We start from the raw sequence: 19001 nt of genomic DNA on the forward strand, positions 1-19001 counted from the left end.
AAGGCAAAAAGTATGCCAAAACGTCAGGCTGAATGGCTCAGGAGTGCGCTTCTCATGATCTCTACAGGGGGGATCTTGCCTGTCCAGAGCTCAAAGGCAAGGGCTCCCTGCCAGAGCAGCATTCCGATTCCCCCTACGGTCTTGCAGCCCTTTGCCTCTGCCCGGCTGAGCAGAGGTGTCTTGTGGTAGATAAGGTCGCATACGACAATGGTCGGCTCCAATGCATCAGGATCAAGCGGCATGGCATCGCATTCCTGAAGGCCCAGAGAAGTCGCATTGACAATGATGTCAAACCCTCCGAGGTCCCTGAGGTCTGCTGCTACGGTAACCTTTCCACCGGCTGACGCCAGATCGGCTGCAAGCGCCTCTGCCTTGTCTCTGCTCCTGTTATAGAGCGTAAGGCCGCCCGTTCCTCTGCTCAGGTAATAGCCGATCGCGCGCGACGAACCGCCTGCGCCGATGATCAGGACTTTCCTGTCGGCCGGGTCGACACCCAGCTCTTTGAGGGAGCGCATAAACCCCTTGCCGTCAGTATTAAATCCGGTCAGTTTCCCGTCATGATTCACGATCGTATTTACGGCGCTGATAGCGGCTGCTTCTGCATCCAGAGCATCAAGGAAGGGAATGACCGTTTCCTTGTGGGGGGTGGTCAGGTTTGCGCCGAGCAGGGAGAGTGCCCGGATCGACTCCACTGCCTGTTTCAGTGAATCAGGATGCACCGGGAAGGGGAGGTAGCAGCAGTCCAGCCCCAAATGGTCAAATGCCGCATTCTGCATCACCGGAGAGAGCGTATGCTCGACCGGGTATCCGAAAAGGGCCGCGACCTTTGTCCTGCCGGTAATGCGCATGGTCATTCGATCCCTGACAGGGTGTCTATAAATCCCTGGGGGGTGCCGTCCGTAGTGACTACCCTTAAACCGGTTGCCTCTTCCAGGTCCTGAAGCGAGACATTGTCGAGGAAGAGGGTATCGCCCTCCCGCAGTACCACATCAGGGACCGCAAGGATCTCGTAGCCGTCGATATTGTCATGAAGCGCCGAGATCACGTCCCTGCCGGTGAGCAGGCCGGTGACAGTCACTGTTTCTCCGAAGAAGCTGTTCTTGACCGGGATCACATCCACCGGCAGATGTTCCTTCTCTGCCAACCGCCCTATGAATTTTTTCAGGTACGGATAAAAGGACGTTCCGGTAAAGGTCAGAACTTTGTGCTTGTTGCCGAGCGTTTTCGGGATTTTCAGTCTGCGCGACTGACTGATGAACAGCGGCACCATACCGACTCCGTTCTCAAGCTGCGGCAGTTCGCCATATTCCTGCACGGACGGAAAGGGTGCTTCCGCCTTGATATACATCTCATCTGCGCAGTACACGATAGCCTCGCCGTGTTTTTTTCTGAAGCGTTTCTGAAAGGCATTCACAATATCAAGAGAGCTCTGGGCTGCCTCTTTGGTCATCGGCGCAAGCTGCACTCTTCTGTGCTTTGTGAGCCCTACAGGGACAACAGCTATGGACGACACATACGGATGGAACCGGTAGATGTCCTGGATCGTGGACTGCAGCTCCCTGCCGTCATTCAGGCCGGGGCAGACAACGATCTGGATATGCATCCTGATCTTGTGGTCGGCAAAATACTTCAGTTCCTTGAGTATGTCCGAAGCCTTGGGGTTGCCTAACATCTTATTTCTGAGCGCCCGGTTTGTCGTATGCACGGAGATATACATGGGGCTCAGTCTCTGCTGGACGATCCTTTTTTTCTCCTCAGCCGTGATATTCGAGAGCGTTGTGTAATTGCCATACAGGAAGGACAGCCGATAATCCTCATCCTTGATATAGAGCGGCTTCCTGAGACCCTTGGGAAGCTGTTTGACAAAACAGAAAAGACAGTTGTTCTTGCATATTTTGACCTTCAGCGGCTTGAATATTATGCCCAGGTCAGCACCGCTGTCGGACAAAATGCTGATCTTCTTTCTTGAGCCGTCCCGCCGGAATCCGACGTTCAGTTCATCCTCATCCTTATGGAACATGAAATCAATGACATCTCTCATGGGTGAGGAATTGACATCGCATACAATGTCTCCCGCACAAAGTCCGGCAGCCTCGGCAATGCTGCCCGGCGTTACGCGCTCGATCGTTATGCCTCTGTTAGATCGCATCGGCAAGCCTCAGCCCTTTATAGATATACTGGATCCCCGAGATGCCGGTCACCGCTGCCGTGGCTGCAAAGAGCAGTTCCTGCTGCGGGATCGTTGAGGACAGGTTAATGTCCAGAAGGACGATGGCAAGCGTTATCAGCTGCAGGGCAATCGCTGTCTTGCCGAGCAGCACGGGTTCTATGGTGACCCTATGGGTGAGCAGGTAAAGAAGGAACCAGCCGATGACAACAATGAGGTCTCTGCTGATGACCGTGATCGTGAGCCAGAGGGGGATCCACCCCTGGACCGAAAAAAGAATGAATGATGAGACCAGCAGAAACTTGTCGGCAAGAGGGTCGAGGAACTGTCCCAGGGCAGTCTTCTGATTGGTCAGCCGCGCGATAAACCCGTCCAGAAGGTCAGTGAGCGCAGCAATAACGAACAGCGCGAGAGCGTGGCGATGCTTCTGGTAAATGACCGCTGTGATGAACACGGGGATAATGACAATGCGCGCAACGGTCAGCGTGTTCGGCAGATTCAATATTCTCAAGAAACAGTTCTCCTAAGAGTGTTTATATGCGGAAAGAGATACAGGAAAAACTCAGGGAATATTAAACGGCGCCTCGTTGAAGTCCATTTTTATCCCCAAGCTATTATAACAGACCATATTCTTTTTTCCATATGCATAAGACAGCAGCATGGCAGCATGGCAGCTTTCAACCTTGAACCCGTATTTCTTTGCCTGGCTCAGGGAGGTCTTGAAATGGCGCAGGGCGCTGGCAGTCTTGCCCCTGAGCAGTGCGATCTCGCCAAAGCCGAGCTGACAGTATATGAGACCGCGGGGATCCTTTGTCTTTTTAAAGAGCCCCTGCGCTTCTTTGAACAATTCTTCTGCTGAGGCATGATCGTGGAGCATCTTATGCGTTGTCCCCATGCTCCAGAGCGTGTACGAGTAGCTGACCCGGTCGCCGATCTTCTTATACAGGGCTGAAGCCTTTGCAAAGGATGCCAGGGCCTTCCGGTAATTTCCCGTCATCCGGTGCGCATTGCCGATGCCGCAGTGGGAATAGGCAGTGCCGAAGGTATCGCATAATTCCCGGAACAGCTCGTTTGCCGCAAGGTAATAGGCAAGAGATTCTTTGAACATGCCTGCTATGCGTGAACTGCCGCCAAGACCGCAGAGGCAGTAACCGATCCCTGAATGTGAGCGCAGCGACTGAAATGCCTTGAACGCTTCTTTGTATGTCTTGAGCGCGCCGGGGACGTCTCCTTTTATGCGCAATGAACCTGCAAGAGACCAGAGTGTGAAGGCAATGCCTTCCCTGTCCCGTTTTTTTCGGTAAAAGGCCAGTGCCTTATTGAGCATGGTCAGTGCATACTTCCAGTCTCCTCTGCCCCGGCGTGAAAGTCCAATGCCTGCACTGGCGTCTGCTACAGCCTCATCGTCTTTGATCTTTTTTGCCTCTATGACCGCGCGGGCATACGCCTTTTCTGACTGCTCAAAATCCCCGATCATCCGATTTACGTCGCCGATAGACAAAAGGCATGCAATGGCGCTGCTCTGATTTTTTTCTTTTATGCTTTTTTTCAGCGCCAGCGTATACGAAAGCAGTGCCTGGGCATATTGGCTTTTTTGTCTGAGCAGTTCAGCCTTTTCTATGAGCTTATCGATTTCTGAGGGTGTCATTCAGTTTCTCCATGGTTTTTTTGTAATCGCCTGACTCAAAGAACGCGGAACCCATTACAAGGATTTGAGCTCCTGCGTCAGCTATCTCTTTTGCGTTGTCCTGTTTAACTCCTCCGTCGATCTCGATAACGGCACGGGAACCTGATACCCTGATCATTTCCCCGGCCTTCCGGATCTTCTCCATGGTAGCAGGGATGAATTTCTGCCCTCCAAAACCCGGATTCACCGACATCAGAAGCACGAGGTCGATATCGTCAATGATGCATTCGAGCACTGATACGGGTGTTGCCGGATTGATCGAGACCCCAGCCTTGATACCTGTTTCCCTGATCCCCTGCACGGTCCTGTGCAGGTGCACTGCCGCCTCAGCATGCACAGTCAGGTAGTCGGCTCCGGCCCTTACAAAATCCGAAAGATACTTGTCAGGATCCTCGATCATGAGATGCACATCGAGCGGCAGCTTCGTGATCTTTCTGATGGCTGTCACAACGGCAGGTCCGATCGTGATGTTCGGCACAAAGTGACCGTCCATAATGTCGATATGGAGAAGGTCTGCTCCTGCTTCTTCTGCTGCGCGGATCTCCTCTCCCAGGCGCATGAAATCTGCCGAGAGGATGGACGGGGCGATCTGGATCATGGTGTTGTAACCTCTTTTATTTCAAGATAAAGCTTTTCGCCGCTTTTTATAACCGTACCCGGCTTCGGTCTCTGTATTGTAACGATGCTGCCGGTTCCCTGTATCTCGATCTCAAGTCCCATCTTTTGTGCCACTTCCCGGACGTCCTCCACCTGTTTGCCCTGAAAATCAGGGCAATAAAATGCCTGATCATGGGGCCCTGCGCTTACCAGGACGGTGATGACATCAGTAAGCTTGTCGTCCGGTTCCGGTCTCTGGGCCACAATGATGCCTTTTTGCACTGCGTCTGAGCGGACCGTGATAACCTTGCCGATCCTGAGACCCTTTTGCAGCAGTATGGCCTCGGCGTTCTGCAGGGTTTCGTTCACCAGAAGCGGGATCGAAAGGACCTTTGGTCCTTTGCTGATAACTACCCTGATCGCCCTTTTTTCCTTTACGGTCTTTCCGGGCGGAACATCCTGTCTGACAATTTTACCTGAAGGGACCATGGAATCAAAGTCCTCTCCCTCGATCTTCAGATCAAGTCCTGCCTTTCCAAGCACCTTGTCCGCCTCGATTACGGTCATATTCGTTATAGGGGGCACTTCGACCGTCCGGCTGAAGCTCAGGATTTTAAAGGTAAGGAACCCGAAGGTCAGGCCGAGGACAACAAAGAGCGCAAAAAAGAGGGCTGCCCTCAGAAAACTGTTCATGCCTTTCTGCACAGTATTGCTCCAAAAAAGCCGTCCATGTTGTCTTTATGGGGGAACGTCCTGAAAAAGCCGTTTTTCGAAAATGGTTTCATGAATTCCTGATCAGCCTCTATAATACGGAATTCGTCTGTTGTCTTCAAGAAATCCATGATGACCTGTTCCCCCTCCTCAGGTTCGATCGAACAGACCGAATAGACAAGCCGTCCTTCCCTTCGAAGCAGAGGAGAAACTGCCTTCAGAAGATCTGTCTGCTTTTTCCCGAAATCAAGAATATCCTTCAGGGTGTGACGATATTTCACATCAGGGTTTCTCCTGATAACGCCCGTGGAAGAGCAGGGAGCATCGAGGAGTATCCGGTCAAAAGTCCCTATGCCCGTCAGTTCGCTGATATCTGCCCTGACAGCTTTTGCTGACCGGACGCCGAGGCTTGATATGCTTTCCTCAAGCTTTAGTATCCTCTGCGGGTCCTTCTCGACCGCAGTGATCTCACCCGTATTCCCCATGATCTGCGCGATATGGGTTGTCTTGCCGCCCGGAGCTGCGCAGGCGTCGAGGACCCTTTCCCCTCTTTTGGGATCAAGCAGGTAGCTGACCAGCTGAGACGCCTCATCCTGAACGGCAAAAAGTCCGAGAAAGGGGGAAAGGTCCTGATATGAGCTTTCCACTCCCAGGACGATACCGTCTGGAGAGAACCGTGCAGTCTCGGCCGGTATATCTGCTTTTTCAAGACCGCTGAGCAGTTCATCGCGGGAGGTCCTGAGCGTATTGGTCCTCAGAACAAGCGGCGGCATACAATTATTTGCTTCTCCAAGCAGCCGGGCCTCATCCCTGCCAAAGCGGGCTATCCAGCGCCTGACCATCCATTCCTGATGCGAAGTATTGATCGAAATGTCTTTTACGCTGTCTTTATAAATAAGGGGAAGTGCCGTCTTTTCTTTGCGACGAATCAAATTTCTGAGCACGGCATTGAGCAGGGACGGCTTGCCGCCTGTTTTTTCCATTTCGACCGATTCGTTTACCACGGCATAGCCAGGCACCCTCATGAACAGGATCTGGTACAGGGCTATGCGGAGGTTGTTGATCGTTTCGTCGCTGAGGGTCTTCCTGTTTCGGATAAATGTGCCGATGATCTCATCCAGTGCATAGAGGTTCCGCATGACGCCGTACACGATCTCCATCAGGAAAGCCCTGTCTCTCCGGTCAAGGTCCTCCGAGAACTGTTCGAGGGCTTTTTTTGATCTGGCTCCGTGCTTCAGGATATCGATAAGACAGGCAACAGCAGCGGTCCGGGTTCTTGTCATAAGACAGTCTACTGACCTGCTTTTCTGACCGAAGCTATCTTGAGCTTATGGTCTTCGACGACGAATGCCGAGAGGAGCGTCTGAACGGTTCGGGTCACCCTGCCGGATTCTTTTGATCTCAGTTCCATATCCCATGAGATCACAGCGGTTATCTCTCCTGGGAGCATCCGGATATCAGTTACCCTGTATTGCAGGGAGAGAAAATCGAATTTCTTCCAGTTCTCCGCGGTATCATACTTCTTTCTGCCGGCCTCAAGATATTGCCTGCTATAGCGGGATTCCCACAGGGTGAGATCTTTTTTTATGTTCGCCTGCCTGATGTCCTCAAGAAGATCGTAAATATCCTTTGCCTGGCCGGATGCCTTTGCTGACGCTTTGTCGGATGTTGCTGAAGATGACAGAACGCCGCCTTTTCGGGAAAACATGGTCAGGGCACCTGCAATGATCAGGAGCAGAACAATAAAAAATGCGTATTTCAGCAGGGGATTTTTTTTGCTATAGGTCCTTGTCTCTATTGCGGCGAGAAGCTCTTTCTTGGTCCGCGCCTCAGCGGAAAGCATCCTGAAATACCGGCCTGCAGCAGAAAGAACGGCGAACCATCCCGGCCTTTCTGCGTCAGTGATCTGCGCATGCAGTCTGTCTATATCTGCCTCCAGCTTCTTCCTGAGGTTGTCAAGGATCGCCTCGATCTTCGCGGTTCTTTTTAATGCTTCATTAACTTCAGCCTCTGCCCTGCCTATCTTTTGGACAAGATCAGGGCTGCTGAACTCCTCCCGCTGTTTCTGCAGGTCGGAAAGTGCGGTCTCCTTTTTTTCCCTGCGATCTCTCAACCGCTTCAGCTCATAGAGCAGGGCGGAGACAAAGCTCTCCTCGATATCGGTCTTCAGACTGTCTATCCTGACATCCTCTATCTGCTCATCGCTTGCCTCAGCAGCCTCAACAGGGGATGTTGACGGCAGTGGTTCCATCGGTCGAATCGGTGCTTCCTGTGCCTTTTCGGTCGGCTCGAGCATGGCTGTGCAGTCCTCGCAGTAATTCGTGTCCAAAGGGAATTCCTTCCTGCACTTCGGGCACTGCATGACAATGATCGGCGTCTCTTCCATAGTCACATCGGACTGACGTCTTCTGCCGCCTGGGGCGGCCTTACGTCTTTTTCAGGCTTTTTCGATGGTTTGGCTTTCTTTTCGGATCTGGGCATCTGATCCGGTTTCTGCGGCTGCTCAGATCTCTGATCAGGTTCAGTTTTTTGCTGCAACTCCTGTTTAGGCTGTGCCTGTGGAACAGGCCTATCTTTTTTCCCGAGCACCGGCATAAGCGATGAAAGCATCCTGCTGAGCAGTTCCTTCTGGTCGTTCTTCGTGATCTGATCGCCCTGAAAAGAAAAATCAGCTGCCTGAAACCAGAGAACGCGGGAATCCCTTGATGCCACGAGTTGGAGAATGAGTTCGTAGCGGTCGTCCCGGCTCAAGATCATACCGTTCAGCACCGCGTCAGCCTGGACAGACCTTCCGAGCCTGCCGGTATACTCGATCCTTTCCTCCGGCAAAAGGTGAGCCGGTTCCTTCTTTGCTGCCTTTATTGCAGAATCAAGTTTCTTTTGAGGTATCAGGGCTGATTTTGGCGACTGCGCCATAACTTCCAGCGCCGCTTCATGCCAGGCATGTGAGTCTCCCGAGAAGGGCGGCACTGCAATGTTCTGCACTTCCTCTGCACGGTCTTTTGCCAGCAAGGGAAGTCTATTTTTTGGTTCACCAGCAGAAAACTTCTGGCCAATCGAGGCGCAGCCGGCAAGCAGGAGCAGAAGTGCCGCGATAATAATGATGTGGTTTCTGATCATATGATTTTTCACGAAGGATTGCTTACATAATGCCACGCCTACGTTGAAAATTCAATGCAATAGGGGGATTCGTATCGACCCTCATGAAAGAAATGTTTTATAATTAACCATGGCAATTCGCGAAATAAAAAAATTCCCTGAACCGGTGCTGAAGAAGAAGGCTGCGCCTGTCACAGCCTTTGATGAGGATCTTCAGAAGCTGATCGACGACATGGTCGAGACGATGTACGCAGCTCCGGGTGTCGGGCTTGCAGCTCCGCAGGTCGGCGTCTCGAAAAGACTTGCGGTGATAGATATCAGTTCTCGTGAGGAGCAGTACCCGCTTATCGTGCTTGTCAATCCTTCGATCCTGAAGAGCGAGGGAGAGGTGGAGTTCGAAGAAGGCTGTCTCAGTATTCCCGAATATACTGCTAAAGTAAAACGTGCAGAGCAGCTCATCGTGGGCTGCTGTGACAGAGAAGGCAATCAGATCGAGATCGACGCGGGCGGGCTTCTTGCCATAGCCATTCAGCATGAGATAGACCATCTCGACGGTCTTCTTTTTATTGACAGGATCAGTCCGATCAAACGGGAATTTTTCAAGAAGCGCTACAAGAAGAGCGTCAAGGCCGAGAAGTAATCGATCATGAGGATCGTATTCTTCGGCACCCCGGATTTTGCCGTGCCTTCCCTCAAAAAACTGGCGGCATCAGGTGAAGAAGTTATTGCAGTTGTTACGCAGCCGGACAGGGTAAAGGGAAGGGGGCATAAGCTTTCAGCTCCGCCAGTGAAAGAATACGCTGTCTCTCAGGGCATTCCAGTGTTTCAGCCCGCAGGCATACGTTCAGAGGAATTCTTTAAGACCGTTGCAGAGATGAGGCCCGATATGATCGTTGTGGTCGCGTATGGCAGGATCTTGCCGCCGGACATGCTGGCCTTGCCGCCCAAGGGCTGTATCAATCTGCATGCCTCGCTCCTTCCCAAATACCGGGGAGCCGCACCCATTCAGTGGGCGATTGTGCGCGGAGAGAAAAAAACAGGTGTTACAACCATGCTTATGGATGAAGGACTTGACACCGGCGATATGCTGCTTAGAGAAGAGACAGAGATACTGTCTGAGGACAATGCAGAGACCCTGGGAAACAGGCTTTCTGAAATGGGCGCTGATCTCCTGATAACGACCATCAGCGGCATTGCCGGGGGAACAGTCAGACCGGTTCCCCAGACAGGCGAATCAACCTATGCTCCGATCATAAGAAAAGAGAACGGCAAGATAGACTGGAACGCATCTGCGCAGGAGATATTCAACCTGACAAGAGGCATGTACCCCTGGCCGGGCGGCCAGTGCGTATTTGAGGGGGAGAAGATCACGATCGTCAGGTCGGTGGTCGCTGATACTGAGGCCGGAGTAACGGCCGGCAGTATTGTGAAGATCCAAGGGGACGAACTCCATGTTGGTGCCGGGATCGGCATTCTTGCCCTGCTGGAACTGAAACCTGAAGGAAAGAAGACAATGACAGGGGCTGCCTTTGCCCGCGGCCGTCATATCAGGGAAGGGATGAAATTTGAAGATCAGTAAATTATCACGGGGGATTGTCCTTAAGATATTTTATCCCGTACTCATGCTTATTGCTGCGTTCATGAAGGGCAGGAAAGAGGCCTTCCAGTACGCGATCATTCGCATGAATAATAGGCTGGTAAGGGCCGAGAAGACCCGGACAAAGAAGATACTTATCCTGTTGCCCCACTGTCTGCAGATCAGCGACTGCGAGATCCGGCTTACCCATAATATCTATAACTGCAAACGGTGCGGCAGGTGCGGGATCAAGGGCCTGATAGAGATCACTGATGCCTTCAAGCTCAACCTTTCTGTTGCGACCGGCGGCACTCTTGCGAGGAAGATTGTTCAGGAGGTCAGGCCTGAGGCGATCATAGCGGTTGCCTGCGAGCGCGACCTTTCGAGCGGGCTTGTGGATACATACCCGCTTCCTGTGCTGGGCATCCCCAATGAACGGCCTTTTGGCCCCTGTTTCAATACAAGGGTTGACCTCGACAGGGTGAAAGAGGCGATAACCTTCTTCGGCAGGGATTAGGCTGTTTCAGAAGTAGGAGTGATATAATTGCTTATGGACTTCAAACTCGTTCTTGAGCGTCTTTTGTCCGGTTTTCAGGACAAGGATATCCGCTATGCACTGCTGGGAGGAATGGCACTCGGTGCCTGGGGGGCGCCACGGGGCACAGTCGATATAGATTTCCTCGTTCATCTTGATGATATGCCAAAGGTTGCCGCTCTCATGCAGGGTCTCGGTTACGAGTGCAGATACCAGACGGAGAACGTCTCACAATACGTGTCGCCGCTTCAGGTTTTCGGAGAGGTTGATTTCCTCCATGCTTTCAGGACGCCGTCTCTCAGCATGATTCAGAGGGCAGAAGACAGGAAGATATTCGACGGAACAGTATCGGTAAAGGTGCTGAAAATCGAAGATCTGATAGGCTTTAAGGTACAGGCTATGGCAAACAATGAAAGTAGAAAGGCTTTGGATATGACTGATATAGAATCATTGCTTTCCCTCCATGCCTCTACTGTTGACTGGACTCTGATCGAGGAATACTTTGGGCTGTTCGGTCTCAATGACCTTTGCACGGAATTGAGGAGAAAATATGCCGGGCATCAGTGAGCAGGAGCGGCAAGAGATGCAGCGATTGGTTGAATCATCATCCATGAGAAAGGATATGGAATACCTTTCTTCACATCGTCATAATCCGGTGCTCGTGAACGGAGCTTTTGATATGGATAGACTGATAGAATTCCTTTTGCAGTTCAACGAGTTCATCAACCATCAGCCGAAGCCTTTTCGGCCTATGATCGAGAAGAATATGAAACTGTGAGAGGGAACCCAATGAACAGCCCTTTGCCTACTGTTTCAACGACCTCGTTGACATAAGAAGTCTTTTGTCAATAAAACTTTACATTATTCCCCATTTAATGATATTTTATAAAAAATAAAGTAAACTTCTGTCAGGGGGAAGAATGAGCTGGAATGGAGCAAAAATAAGGGAGCGGGCCGGGGAGATGAGCAAAACGCTCACTGAGCTATCACATGCCATTGGTGTTTCAAGGCAAACAGTTGATGCCTGGATTAAGGGCCAAATCCCGCGCGGTCAGCATTTGATCAGATTGTGCAAGGAACTGGGGGCAACCCCTGGCTATTTCTTCACCGCAGAGAGAGAAACCCTTATCTCAGTGCCCCAGCATAGAACGATCAGGAAAAGACCTGTGACTGATGAGATGAGAGACGCAACACTTGAGATGGCCGGACAGTATCTCAACCTCTTCAGATCTGCTCCTGCGTCAAGCATTGTGAGAGTTATTAGGGCAAGCCGAAGAGACAGTGAAAATGCAAAGAAGATAGGGGCACAGTTAAGAACGTTATCCGGTATCGCTAACGATTGGCCCATGGATTTCGATCATGCATTAGCAATGCTGAACGAATTAGATGTTTATGTTGTTTTCAGGCCCTTCCCCGAAGATATCCAAAAGAAAATCTATGCTTTTTACTCTAAGATTTGTGACCAGAGGGTTATCTTTGTAAATACTGATACGAACATCATCGATTTGATATTCCAGTTGCTCCATGAAACGGTCCACGCTGTCCGTGATGAAGAGCCGGAGATGTTCAATGAGCAGGAGGAAGAGGATTTCTGTGATGTGGTAGCGACTTATATACAGTTTCCAGAAGGATATGTAGAGACTGTGGCACAGGCTATCAAAGGCTGTCCTCATGGAGTAGCTGTAAATAAACTCAAGGACTTTGCCAAAAAATATAAGCATTCTATTTTCGGCATTAGTAAGCGACTTGAGCAGTCAGGCGTATCACTAAACATCAAACTTGCCGGTGCAGATGTTAACCTCAAAAAAACAGTTCATTCTGTTAATGAAGTCCTTTTTACCGACGGTGACGCACGAAGCTATATTGAGAAACTTCACATCCTGTCACCTAAATTCACAAGTCTGGTTGCAGCTCAAGCGCCCGAGGCTTCATTACGGAAATTAGGTGAGTGGCTCGGCCTTGACAGTAGTATCGATGCTCAGTCAGTCTTGAGCGAATTACGCCGCATTGGTGAAGGCAAGTAAGGATCTGGCTGGTGATCATACTATGTGATACTTCCAGTATCCTGATGCTGCTGCGTATAGTCCCCCAAATGTTCGAAGATGAACGGTTCGAGTGCATAACGATTCGGGAAGTCTACGACGAACTGACGCAAACGACCAAATTCAAAACCAAATATCCCTGGGCTGGTTCGATGAGGAATAAGTTGAAATCTCTTCCGACAGGGAAAACAGGGATATCTGAGGTAAAGGACTATCATGAGGCAATTAAGGCCCTCAGCGAGAATGGGACTATAGATCAGAAAACAGACAGGTTATTCGATCTAAGCAGGGTGGATATGAGGGTAATGGCCTGTGCCTTGGCATTAGGCCACCGTGTCACTTCCGGGGACGGAGGGTTGGTGAGATTTCTGGAACAGGAATTCCCTGATGAATTCAAGGGGAATATCACCCCATTAGGGCTTATCAATAACTGGCTTGAAAAAAAGCTCATCACGTGGGACGACGAAAAGCAGAAACAGATGGCTGAATGGAATGACAACGAGGAACACGCTCAACCGAAGAGCGAAATAAGCAGGTTCAACAAATTGACTGGACGGCGCTATCCGGGGCCATGAGTAAGCAGTTTTACAAGCCAAATGCCCATTCCTAAAAGCATTGACATTCCTGAGAATATGCACTTAGGCTATATCCCATAGAACCTACATACTGCGACAAATAAACGGGGGATGATTCATGGCCAAAAAGGTGCAAAAAAAACAGTAGCGGAGGGCGGCAAGACTGGGGCCTATGATCACAAAGCCGAAGAAGGTCTTTTAAGGCCGGACATCGGGCTTCAGGCGCAGTTCAAGAAGCAGAAGCCGCCGAAGACTTACAAATACGACTCAAGCCTTGATCCTGCAATGGCTTGGGATGAGGGGAATCCGGCAAGGGAGCGCGCGGAAGCCCTGATTAAGCAGATTCAGGAAGCCAAGACTGTTGAAGAAGCAAAGGCCGCCGCTGATATGCTGGCGAGGATGTCGAAGCCCTTCCTGAACTGGTCAGGCAAGGCGGAGCGGACTGAGTTCAATGTGCCTACCCTTCCTCTTTTCACACATGAGCGACTTTCCACTCAGGCAATCCTCGCAACCCTCAAGTCCAAAAAGAGAGACAAACAAGAGGCCTTCGATTTTTACGGCGATGCGGACATTGATATTGCAGACCGCGCCCTCCAAGCCTATGAGCACAAAGCCCCGTGGGTGAACAGGATGATTCTTGGGGACTCGCTTGTGGTGATGAACAGCCTGCAACAATACGAGAGCCTCGGCGGACAGGTGCAGATGATTTATTTTGACCCGCCTTATGGCGTAAAGTTCGGCTCCAACTTCCAGCCCTTCGTTCGTAAGCGCGACGTGAAACACGGGGATGATGAGAGCATGACACGTGAGCCGGAGGTTGTTCAGGCTTACCGGGATACATGGGAGCTTGGTCTGCACTCACACCTTACTTATCTTCGGGACAGGTTCAAGTTGGCGCATGACTTACTGCATCCTTCTGGGTCAATTTTTGTGCAGATAAGTGATGAGAACATTCATCACGTTAGGGAAGTCTTGGATGAAATATTCGGGCCTGAAAACTCTATGTGCATTATTTCTTTTGCAAAAACAACTAACTTGGGCGGCCAATTTTTGGATGAGAGTTCGGACTACCTGCTTTGGTATGCCAAGGATAGGAATAGCGTAAAATTCCATAATATTTACCAAATGAAAAAAAATAGGCGAAGAAGGTGCCAGACAATATCGTTACCTCATGAAGCCAGACGGAACTTGGAGAGAACTAAGCTCTGAAGACCTATCGAACCCAGACAAATTTAAAACGGAGGGGAAGATTTTTAGCCACGATAACCTTACATCACAAACTGGCAATGACTCTACGATATTTCAATTTAAAGTTGGGGAGACAATTGTTCAGGCCCCTAAGAAAGGTGGATGGAAAACAAACAAGGCAGGAATGGAGAACCTATTACGGGCTGGCCGTCTAATTGTTATAGGTAACACTCCTCGCTATGTACGGCATTTTGATGACTTTCCCATATTTCCACTGAGCAATCGTTGGTTAGATACTTTAATATCAGGATTCGGTGAGGACAAGATTTACGCTGTACAGACACTTTCTAAAGTAGTAGCGCGTTGCATACTTATGACCACCGACCCCGGCGACCTCGTTCTTGACCCGACATGCGGCAGCGGAACAACGGCATACGTTGCGGAACAATGGGGCCGTCGTTGGATAACCATAGACACAAGCCGCGTCCCGCTTGCGCTTGCGAGGCAAAGACTGCTAACCGCCACATTCCCATATTATGAGTTGAAAGATCCAACAAAAGGCCCCTCCTCCGGTTTTGTCTATAAACGGAAAAAGAACAAGAAGGGTGAAAAGGTCGGCGGCATTGTGCCACATATTACTCTTAAGAGCATTGCCAACAATGAACCTCCGAAGGAAGAAGTTCTTGTTGACCGTCCGGAAGAGGTAAACGGCATTATCCGCGTGACAGGCCCGTTCGTGGTGGAGGCTACCATCCCGCAACCTATGGACACGGCTATTGCAGATGAAGAAACAAAGATAAATCCAGGCGAGGCTATCGAGGCGGCGGACTACATAACCCGAATGCTGGAAATACTTCGCAAGGTTGCCACTATCAGGGTATCCGGCAACAAGACTGTTACATTCCAAAAAGTCCGCCGTCCTGCAAAGGCCATGGACCTTCACGCAGAGGCTATGGTTGCAAACGGTGTAGAAAAGCCGGTTGCCTTCTATTTCGGGCCGGAAAACGGCGCAGTTACGGAGACTATGGTCCACAGGGCGTGGAAGGAAGCGAACATGAAGGGCTTTGATCATCTTTATGTCATCGGCTTTGCTATCCAGGCAAACGCGGGCACGCTGATACAGAAGGCGGGCAAAATGGGTATGCCTGCTACATACGTCCAGGCAACAATGGATCTGCAAATGTCCGACCTTTTGAAAAACCAGAGGACAAGTCAGGTCTTCAGCGTAACGGGTATGCCGGAAGTAAAGCTGATAAAGCTCAAGAAGAAGTCCGACACAGGGGAAGCCCTCTACAAGGTGGAACTGCTTGGCCTGGACGTTTTCGATCCCATACCTGAAGAAGGCAAGGATAATTTAGTACATCTGGATGGCAACAACGTACCCTGCTGGTTCATAGACACGGACTACAACGAGCTTGCCTTCTGTGTCTCTCAGGCGTTCTTCCCGAGGACTTCCGCGTGGGACAAACTGAAGAAGGACCTCAAAGGGACTTACGAAGATTCAGTCTGGGAGCATCTTGCCGGGACTGAAAGCGAACCCTTCATGGTAGGTGAACATGAAAGGATTGCCGTAAAGGTGATTGACGATCGGGGAAACGAACTTCTTGTTGTGAAGGAACTTAAAGAGGCCGAGTCTGAAAAATGAGTGAGTTCAACGAAGTCCCTAAGCCGATAATCAACAGTCCTTATGAAGAGCCCATGAAATATTACGAAATCGCCAAGGGCGAGAAGCCTGTTCTGATCGAAGGAGGCCGCCGCGCAGCCTGCTACTACTACCGCCCCCCAAGAAGGTCAACAGGAAGAACTGCTGCGGACGAAGTAGGGACAAAGGTTGATATGCCACTTGTCAACGACATACGTACCCGAATGAAGGAATGGCGTAAGCAAGGCTTTCCAGGCGTCACGGGAACCACAAAAGAGCTTATAGCTTATTGGACGCGGGAGGAGCGTGAGGCAGGACAGAAACTCTTCTTCTGCCAAGTGGAGGCGGCCTTGACTGTTATCTTTCTTAAAGAGGCCAGAGCGGACTTTCTCCAGGGCCTTGAGATACCGCGCGACGAGCCCTTCAAAGAGGCAATGGAGAAGGGTTATTCCGGCTTTGCACGTTATGCTGCGAAGATGGCCACGGGCGCAGGCAAGACCACGGTTATGGGGATGCTGGCGGCATGGAGCATATTGAACAAGGTTGCAGACAGGAGCAATGCCACCTTTTCCGACACAGTCTTTGTGATATGCCCGAACGTGACCATCCGTGAGCGCTTGCAGGAGCTTGACCCTAATCTTGGGGAAAGAAGCCTTTACATGACAAGGGACCTTGTTAGGTCGGACATGATGAAGAACCTCCGCGAAGGGCGAGTGCTGATCACAAATTGGCACATTCTGGAACCTAAGGAACTTAATACCGTTGGCAACGCTTCCTCGAAGGTGGTCAAGCGGGGAGTGCCAAGGCATATCAAGGTTGAAAAGACTGTAGAGGGCAAGAAGGTGGAGGTCGTTGAAACCAAATACATTCAATCAGACACTTCACTCGTTGAAGAGGTGCTGAAAGCGGCCAAGGGCAAGAAAAATATTCTGGTCTTCAACGACGAGGCCCACCATGCATACAGGCTGAAAGAGATAGATAATACCGCGGAAGTGGAGCAGGAAGAACTCTTCAAAAACGGCGACGGCGAAGAGCTTGCATATTACAAGAAAGAGGCCACAGTCTGGATTAACGGCCTGGATAAGATCAATAAGGTGCGCGGAATTAACTGTTGCGTGGACCTCTCCGCTACGCCGTTCTACCTGAACAATACAGGCAATGACCCCGGCAGGCCGTTTCCGTGGGTGGTATCCGACTTCGGCCTTGTGGATGCAATAGAATCCGGCCTCGTTAAGATACCTCAGTTGCCGATTGAAGATACGACAGGGCGCAATATCCCTGCATATTTCAACGTCTGGAAATGGATAGTTGAAGAGAAGCTGACAAGTGGCGAGAAAGGCGGTAGAAGAGGCCAGATCAAGCCCGCTGCCGTGCTGAAATACGCGCATCAGCCTGTTATCCAGCTTGCTACTCTATGGCAGGACACCTTTGCGGAATGGAAAAAGGACATTGAGCAGGGGCTTAGAGGCCCTGTCCCGCCTGTCTTTATCATTGTATGCAGGGATACAAGACTTGCAAAGGTTTTGTCTGACTGGATAGCACTCGGCGAATCCGAAACCACACCTTGCATTGAAGAGTTCAGAAACAGGGACGGGAAAGAGTACACCGTAAGAATCGACTCAAAGGTTGTCGAAGAGATCGAATCCGGTGTCGCCAAAAGCGACGAAGGCCGCCGCTTGCGGTTCGTCCTGGATACCATAGGCAAAACAAGCTGGCCGGGCGAGAAACCGCCTGAAGAGTATGTTCAGCTTGTCAATAAGAAGAACGAGAAAGCCATTGAAGAGGGCGGCGAGCTTATAGACCCGAATGTGCCGCCGGGCAGAGACATAAGGTGCATAATCTCCGTTGCCATGCTCACCGAGGTGTGGGACGCAAGGACGGTCACGCATATTGTCGGCTTGAGGCCGTTTGAGTCGCAGTTGCTCTGTGAACAAGTGGTGGGGCGCGGGCTTAGAAGATCCCAATATCACGATCTGAGCGTTGAGGAAGTGGCAAAAGTGTATGGCGTGCCGTTTGAGCTTATACCCTTTAAGACGAACCCGACAGGCCCCGTTGACCCGCCGCCCAAGATTCACCACGTAAAGGCTCTGTCACCTGAACGGGACCATCTTGCAATTACATTTCCAAGGGTGGAGGGTTATTCCTTCAGAGTGCGAAACCGGATAAACGTTGACTGGTCACGAGTCCCCAAGCAGACCCTCGACCCCGGTGACATACCGGATGAAACCCTTGTGAAGGGGCTTTCAACAGACTCAGGCGGAAAGCTGACCGTCCTCGGACCCGGCAAGACAGAAGACATAACGATGGAAGGATGGCGGGCACGGATTAGACTTCAGCAGGTGGAATTTTTCTTGGCCACGGCTCTTACAAAAAAATACGTCGGTAACCCGGCCTGTGAAATTCCGGCCCATGTGCTGTTCCCCCAGATGCTGGCAGTAGTCAAGAAATACATCGGGCAATATGTCGAACCAGTAGGCCACAGGCAGAACAAGGATGTTTTCCTTTCACCTTATTATGAACATGCACTGGAAGCCTTGAACCGCGCCATAGTCCCTGATGCTGGCTCAGGCGAAGACCCCGAGCTTCCAAGATACGAGTCAGGAAGAGGGCCGGGGTCAACCTTCGATGTGGACTTCTGGACAAGCAAACCCGTCAAGGAATGCCAGAGAAGTCACCTGAACTTTGCCGTGGCTGATACCGCGAAGTGGGAGCAGATAGTCAGTTTCTACTGGTCAGTGGGATTACAGGATCATATACAAAACAACGGACGCTGATAAGGCAATTAAAGAGGCTGTTGAAGGGTTGTCAAACGAAGTGAAGAGGACTAATCAGTAATGGTAAAATGTGGACAAGGATGCAGATCGAGCTGTGCAACTTTTCATAAAATAGGAGGCGATTTATGATACCAATTGATGTTGATGTGATTGTGTTCGAAGAAAATGAGACGTATGTTGCTTATTGTCCTGAGCTTGATGTTTCCAGTTGCGGCAATACTGTCAACCATGCTAAAGAAATGCTCAAGACTGCCATAAGGCTTTTTGTTGAAGAGGCTGAAAAGATGGGAACGCTTGGGGACATTCTTGAAGAAGCAAATTACAAAATGGATGTAAATGGCAAATGGTTGCCGCCTAAACTTGTTGCAACTGAATTAGTGAGCCTGTAATCTGTGGCAATAATAGTTC

18 protein-coding genes and 1 pseudogene are annotated in these 19001 nt (G+C 50.6%); 10 read left to right on the top strand and 9 right to left on the bottom strand.

Annotated elements, in window-relative coordinates; translation table 11 throughout:
* Nucleotides 1-23: 23 nt before the first annotated feature.
* The 9 genes from HZB62_02195 to HZB62_02235 are packed head-to-tail and all read right to left on the bottom strand — an operon-like array spanning nucleotide 24 to nucleotide 8282.
* The gene (locus HZB62_02195; GenBank protein MBI5073972.1) at nucleotides 24-854 is read right to left on the bottom strand and encodes a shikimate dehydrogenase; all 831 of its coding nucleotides are present in this window, start codon (nucleotides 852-854) and stop codon (nucleotides 24-26) included.
* Nucleotides 851-2149 (bottom strand): DUF512 domain-containing protein, encoded by a 1299-nt coding sequence (locus HZB62_02200; protein ID MBI5073973.1) that lies wholly within the window; start codon nucleotides 2147-2149, stop codon nucleotides 851-853. Before HZB62_02200 ends, HZB62_02195 begins: the two co-directional genes overlap by 4 nt.
* Entirely contained in the window at nucleotides 2139-2678 is a 540-nt protein-coding gene (locus HZB62_02205) for a CDP-alcohol phosphatidyltransferase family protein (GenBank protein ID MBI5073974.1), read from the bottom strand. The genes HZB62_02200 and HZB62_02205 overlap by 11 nt, the downstream gene beginning before the upstream one ends.
* A gap of 51 nt (nucleotides 2679-2729) precedes the next feature.
* A complete protein-coding gene (locus tag HZB62_02210; protein ID MBI5073975.1) occupies nucleotides 2730-3815 on the bottom strand; it encodes a tetratricopeptide repeat protein in 1086 nt (361 codons plus the stop codon).
* On the bottom strand, nucleotides 3793-4452 hold the full coding sequence (locus tag HZB62_02215; GenBank protein ID MBI5073976.1) for a ribulose-phosphate 3-epimerase: 660 nt from the start codon (nucleotides 4450-4452) through the stop codon (nucleotides 3793-3795). The genes HZB62_02210 and HZB62_02215 overlap by 23 nt, the downstream gene beginning before the upstream one ends.
* Nucleotides 4449-5144: a PASTA domain-containing protein gene (locus HZB62_02220; protein ID MBI5073977.1), complete on the bottom strand. Its 696-nt coding sequence runs from the start codon at nucleotides 5142-5144 to the stop codon at nucleotides 4449-4451. The genes HZB62_02215 and HZB62_02220 overlap by 4 nt, the downstream gene beginning before the upstream one ends.
* On the bottom strand, nucleotides 5141-6445 hold the full coding sequence (gene rsmB, locus HZB62_02225; protein MBI5073978.1) for a 16S rRNA (cytosine(967)-C(5))-methyltransferase RsmB: 1305 nt from the start codon (nucleotides 6443-6445) through the stop codon (nucleotides 5141-5143). The genes HZB62_02220 and rsmB overlap by 4 nt, the downstream gene beginning before the upstream one ends.
* Nucleotides 6446-6453: 8 nt before the next feature.
* Nucleotides 6454-7554 carry a hypothetical protein gene (locus HZB62_02230; protein MBI5073979.1) on the bottom strand — a complete coding sequence of 367 codons (1101 nt, stop codon included), beginning with the start codon at nucleotides 7552-7554 and terminating at the stop codon, nucleotides 6454-6456.
* Nucleotides 7551-8282 carry a hypothetical protein gene (locus HZB62_02235; protein ID MBI5073980.1) on the bottom strand — a complete coding sequence of 244 codons (732 nt, stop codon included), beginning with the start codon at nucleotides 8280-8282 and terminating at the stop codon, nucleotides 7551-7553. Before HZB62_02235 ends, HZB62_02230 begins: the two co-directional genes overlap by 4 nt.
* Nucleotides 8283-8391: 109 nt before the next feature.
* On the opposite strand from HZB62_02235, the gene def reads away from it, so the two are divergent.
* The 10 genes and pseudogenes from def (at nucleotide 8392) to HZB62_02285 (ending at nucleotide 18982) form a co-directional block, all read left to right on the top strand.
* Nucleotides 8392-8901, top strand: coding sequence for a peptide deformylase (def, locus tag HZB62_02240; GenBank protein ID MBI5073981.1), 510 nt, complete (start codon nucleotides 8392-8394; stop codon nucleotides 8899-8901).
* Between the two features lie 6 nt (nucleotides 8902-8907).
* Nucleotides 8908-9840 (top strand): methionyl-tRNA formyltransferase, encoded by a 933-nt coding sequence (locus HZB62_02245; protein MBI5073982.1) that lies wholly within the window; start codon nucleotides 8908-8910, stop codon nucleotides 9838-9840.
* Nucleotides 9827-10354: a DUF116 domain-containing protein gene (locus tag HZB62_02250; GenBank protein MBI5073983.1), complete on the top strand. Its 528-nt coding sequence runs from the start codon at nucleotides 9827-9829 to the stop codon at nucleotides 10352-10354. Before HZB62_02245 ends, HZB62_02250 begins: the two co-directional genes overlap by 14 nt.
* 33 nt (nucleotides 10355-10387) lie before the next feature.
* Nucleotides 10388-10939, top strand: coding sequence for a nucleotidyltransferase family protein (locus HZB62_02255; protein ID MBI5073984.1), 552 nt, complete (start codon nucleotides 10388-10390; stop codon nucleotides 10937-10939).
* Nucleotides 10923-11150, top strand: a complete 228-nt coding sequence (locus HZB62_02260; GenBank protein ID MBI5073985.1) for a hypothetical protein — start codon at nucleotides 10923-10925, stop codon at nucleotides 11148-11150. The genes HZB62_02255 and HZB62_02260 overlap by 17 nt, the downstream gene beginning before the upstream one ends.
* A 142-nt stretch (nucleotides 11151-11292) precedes the next feature.
* Nucleotides 11293-12396, top strand: coding sequence for a helix-turn-helix domain-containing protein (locus HZB62_02265; GenBank protein ID MBI5073986.1), 1104 nt, complete (start codon nucleotides 11293-11295; stop codon nucleotides 12394-12396).
* Between the two features lie 68 nt (nucleotides 12397-12464).
* On the top strand, nucleotides 12465-12989 hold the full coding sequence (locus tag HZB62_02270; GenBank protein ID MBI5073987.1) for a hypothetical protein: 525 nt from the start codon (nucleotides 12465-12467) through the stop codon (nucleotides 12987-12989).
* A 111-nt stretch (nucleotides 12990-13100) separates the two neighbouring features.
* A pseudogene (locus HZB62_02275) lies at nucleotides 13101-15822 on the top strand (site-specific DNA-methyltransferase).
* Between the two features lie 53 nt (nucleotides 15823-15875).
* Nucleotides 15876-18593, top strand: coding sequence for a DEAD/DEAH box helicase family protein (locus HZB62_02280; protein ID MBI5073988.1), 2718 nt, complete (start codon nucleotides 15876-15878; stop codon nucleotides 18591-18593).
* A gap of 125 nt (nucleotides 18594-18718) precedes the next feature.
* The gene (locus HZB62_02285) at nucleotides 18719-18982 is read left to right on the top strand and encodes a type II toxin-antitoxin system HicB family antitoxin (GenBank protein MBI5073989.1); all 264 of its coding nucleotides are present in this window, start codon (nucleotides 18719-18721) and stop codon (nucleotides 18980-18982) included.
* Nucleotides 18983-19001: the final 19 nt, after the last annotated feature.

The organism is Nitrospirota bacterium, assembly GCA_016214855.1.
Lineage (GTDB): Bacteria > Nitrospirota > Thermodesulfovibrionia > Thermodesulfovibrionales > UBA6898 > UBA6898.

Coding starts and splice junctions, on each gene's coding strand:
- HZB62_02195 (MBI5073972.1), bottom strand. CDS start 854: ATGACCATGCGCATTACCGGCAGGACAAAGGTCGCGGCCCTTTTCGGA.
- HZB62_02200 (MBI5073973.1), bottom strand. CDS start 2,149: ATGCGATCTAACAGAGGCATAACGATCGAGCGCGTAACGCCGGGCAGC.
- HZB62_02210 (MBI5073975.1), bottom strand. CDS start 3,815: ATGACACCCTCAGAAATCGATAAGCTCATAGAAAAGGCTGAACTGCTC.
- HZB62_02215 (MBI5073976.1), bottom strand. CDS start 4,452: ATGATCCAGATCGCCCCGTCCATCCTCTCGGCAGATTTCATGCGCCTG.
- HZB62_02220 (MBI5073977.1), bottom strand. CDS start 5,144: ATGAACAGTTTTCTGAGGGCAGCCCTCTTTTTTGCGCTCTTTGTTGTC.
- rsmB (MBI5073978.1), bottom strand. CDS start 6,445: ATGACAAGAACCCGGACCGCTGCTGTTGCCTGTCTTATCGATATCCTG.
- HZB62_02235 (MBI5073980.1), bottom strand. CDS start 8,282: ATGATCAGAAACCACATCATTATTATCGCGGCACTTCTGCTCCTGCTT.
- def (MBI5073981.1), top strand. CDS start 8,392: ATGGCAATTCGCGAAATAAAAAAATTCCCTGAACCGGTGCTGAAGAAG.
- HZB62_02245 (MBI5073982.1), top strand. CDS start 8,908: ATGAGGATCGTATTCTTCGGCACCCCGGATTTTGCCGTGCCTTCCCTC.
- HZB62_02255 (MBI5073984.1), top strand. CDS start 10,388: ATGGACTTCAAACTCGTTCTTGAGCGTCTTTTGTCCGGTTTTCAGGAC.
- HZB62_02260 (MBI5073985.1), top strand. CDS start 10,923: ATGCCGGGCATCAGTGAGCAGGAGCGGCAAGAGATGCAGCGATTGGTT.
- HZB62_02265 (MBI5073986.1), top strand. CDS start 11,293: ATGAGCTGGAATGGAGCAAAAATAAGGGAGCGGGCCGGGGAGATGAGC.
- HZB62_02270 (MBI5073987.1), top strand. CDS start 12,465: ATGTTCGAAGATGAACGGTTCGAGTGCATAACGATTCGGGAAGTCTAC.
- HZB62_02280 (MBI5073988.1), top strand. CDS start 15,876: ATGAAATATTACGAAATCGCCAAGGGCGAGAAGCCTGTTCTGATCGAA.
- HZB62_02285 (MBI5073989.1), top strand. CDS start 18,719: ATGATACCAATTGATGTTGATGTGATTGTGTTCGAAGAAAATGAGACG.